The sequence below is a fragment of the Burkholderia sp. AU17457 genome (assembly GCF_002223255.1).
GTDB classification, from domain to species: Bacteria; Pseudomonadota; Gammaproteobacteria; order Burkholderiales; family Burkholderiaceae; genus Burkholderia; species Burkholderia sola.
This window is the reverse complement of record NZ_NKFB01000009.1, coordinates 1-3099: the sequence shown is the minus strand read 5'-3', so window position 1 is coordinate 3099 and position 3099 is coordinate 1. Positions and strand designations below refer to the sequence as shown.

General features: G+C 52.4%; 1 rRNA gene. It reads left to right on the top strand.

Annotated elements, in window-relative coordinates:
- Positions 1-205: 205 nt before the first annotated feature.
- Positions 206-3086 (top strand): 23S ribosomal RNA (locus tag CFB49_RS35315).
- Positions 3087-3099 lie beyond the last annotated feature (13 nt).

The following is a 3099-nucleotide window of genomic DNA, read 5'->3' as shown; positions in this document are numbered from 1 at the left end:
TATCGGCTGTCGTTCTTTAACAATCTGGAAGAAGTAAGTAATTTGGATAGCGGAAGCGTCTCGAGATGGACGTGGAAACTATCCGGGTTGTGATTGTATCGATGTATCTCAAGATGATTCGAACTCTATGTTTGACTCAATTGGAATACGGCACAACGCGAGAACTCAACCTGTAGCGACTGTCGATGAGACAGACTCGTTATAGGGTCAAGCGAACAAGTGCATGTGGTGGATGCCTTGGCGATCACAGGCGATGAAGGACGCGGTAGCCTGCGAAAAGCTACGGGGAGCTGGCAAACGAGCTTTGATCCGTAGATGTCCGAATGGGGAAACCCGGCCCTTTTGGGTCATCCTGGACTGAATACATAGGTCTAGTGAAGCGAACGCGGTGAACTGAAACATCTAAGTAACCGCAGGAAAAGAAATCAACCGAGATTCCCAAAGTAGTGGCGAGCGAAATGGGATGAGCCTTGCACTCTTTATTTGTATTGTTAGCCGAACGCTCTGGAAAGTGCGGCCATAGCAGGTGATAGCCCTGTAGGCGAAAACAGTATGAAAGAACTAGGTGTGCGACAAGTAGGGCGGGACACGTGAAATCCTGTCTGAAGATGGGGGGACCATCCTCCAAGGCTAAATACTCGTGATCGACCGATAGTGAACCAGTACCGTGAGGGAAAGGCGAAAAGAACCCCGGGAGGGGAGTGAAATAGATCCTGAAACCGCATGCATACAAACAGTCGGAGCCTCGCAAGGGGTGACGGCGTACCTTTTGTATAATGGGTCAGCGACTTACGTTCAGTAGCAAGCTTAACCGTATAGGGCAGGCGTAGCGAAAGCGAGTCCGAATAGGGCGTTCAGTTGCTGGGCGTAGACCCGAAACCAGGTGATCTATCCATGGCCAGGATGAAGGTGCGGTAACACGTACTGGAGGTCCGAACCCACTAACGTTGAAAAGTTAGGGGATGAGCTGTGGATAGGGGTGAAAGGCTAAACAAACCTGGAAATAGCTGGTTCTCTCCGAAAACTATTTAGGTAGTGCCTCGTGTCTCACCTTCGGGGGTAGAGCACTGTCATGGTTGGGGGGTCTATTGCAGATTACCCCGCCATAGCAAACTCCGAATACCGAAGAGTGCAATCACGGGAGACAGACATCGGGTGCTAACGTCCGGTGTCAAGAGGGAAACAACCCAGACCGCCAGCTAAGGTCCCCAAATATAGCTAAGTGGGAAACGAAGTGGGAAGGCTAAAACAGTCAGGAGGTTGGCTTAGAAGCAGCCACCCTTTAAAGAAAGCGTAATAGCTCACTGATCGAGTCGTCCTGCGCGGAAGATGTAACGGGGCTAAGCTATATACCGAAGCTGCGGATGCGTGCTTGCACGCATGGTAGGAGAGCGTTCCGTAAGCCTGCGAAGGTGCCTTGTAAAGGGTGCTGGAGGTATCGGAAGTGCGAATGCTGACATGAGTAGCGATAAAGGGGGTGAAAGGCCCCCTCGCCGTAAGCCCAAGGTTTCCTACGCAACGTTCATCGGCGTAGGGTGAGTCGGCCCCTAAGGCGAGGCAGAAATGCGTAGCTGATGGGAAGCAGGTCAATATTCCTGCACCATTGTTAGATGCGATGGGGGGACGGATCGCGGAAGGTTGTCCGGGTGTTGGACGTCCCGGTCGCTGCATTGGAGAAGGCGCTTAGGCAAATCCGGGCGCGTAATTCAAGGGTGTGGCGCGAGCTCCTTAGGGAGCGAAGCAATTGGAAGTGGTTCCAAGAAAAGCCTCTAAGCTTCAGTCTAACGATGACCGTACCGCAAACCGACACAGGTGGGCGAGATGAGTATTCTAAGGCGCTTGAGAGAACTCGGGAGAAGGAACTCGGCAAATTGGTACCGTAACTTCGGGATAAGGTACGCCCTTGTAGCTTGACCAGCCTGCGCTGGAAGGGTGAAGGGGTTGCAATAAACTGGTGGCTGCGACTGTTTAATAAAAACACAGCACTCTGCAAACACGAAAGTGGACGTATAGGGTGTGACGCCTGCCCGGTGCCGGAAGATTAAATGATGGGGTGCAAGCTCTTGATTGAAGTCCCGGTAAACGGCGGCCGTAACTATAACGGTCCTAAGGTAGCGAAATTCCTTGTCGGGTAAGTTCCGACCTGCACGAATGGCGTAACGATGGCCACACTGTCTCCTCCCGAGACTCAGCGAAGTTGAAGTGTTTGTGATGATGCAATCTACCCGCGGCTAGACGGAAAGACCCCATGAACCTTTACTGTAGCTTTGCATTGGACTTTGAACCGATCTGTGTAGGATAGGTGGGAGGCTATGAAACCGGAACGCTAGTTTCGGTGGAGCCGTCCTTGAAATACCACCCTGGTTTGTTTGAGGTTCTAACCTTGGCCCGTGATCCGGGTCGGGGACAGTGCATGGTAGGCAGTTTGACTGGGGCGGTCTCCTCCCAAAGCGTAACGGAGGAGTACGAAGGTACGCTAGGTACGGTCGGAAATCGTGCTGATAGTGCAATGGCATAAGCGTGCTTAACTGCGAGACCGACAAGTCGAGCAGGTGCGAAAGCAGGTCATAGTGATCCGGTGGTTCTGTATGGAAGGGCCATCGCTCAACGGATAAAAGGTACTCTGGGGATAACAGGCTGATACCGCCCAAGAGTTCATATCGACGGCGGTGTTTGGCACCTCGATGTCGGCTCATCTCATCCTGGGGCTGTAGCCGGTCCCAAGGGTATGGCTGTTCGCCATTTAAAGAGGTACGTGAGCTGGGTTTAAAACGTCGTGAGACAGTTTGGTCCCTATCTGCCGTGGGCGTTGGATATTTGAAGGGGGCTGCTCCTAGTACGAGAGGACCGGAGTGGACGAACCTCTGGTGTACCGGTTGTCACGCCAGTGGCATCGCCGGGTAGCTATGTTCGGAAGAGATAACCGCTGAAAGCATCTAAGCGGGAAACTCGCCTTAAGATGAGATATCCCTGGGGACTAGATCCCCTTGAAGGGTCGTTCGAGACCAGGACGTTGATAGGTCAGGTGTGTAAGCGCAGTAATGCGTTCAGCTAACTGATACTAATTGCCCGTAAGGCTTGATCCTATAACAAGTCTGT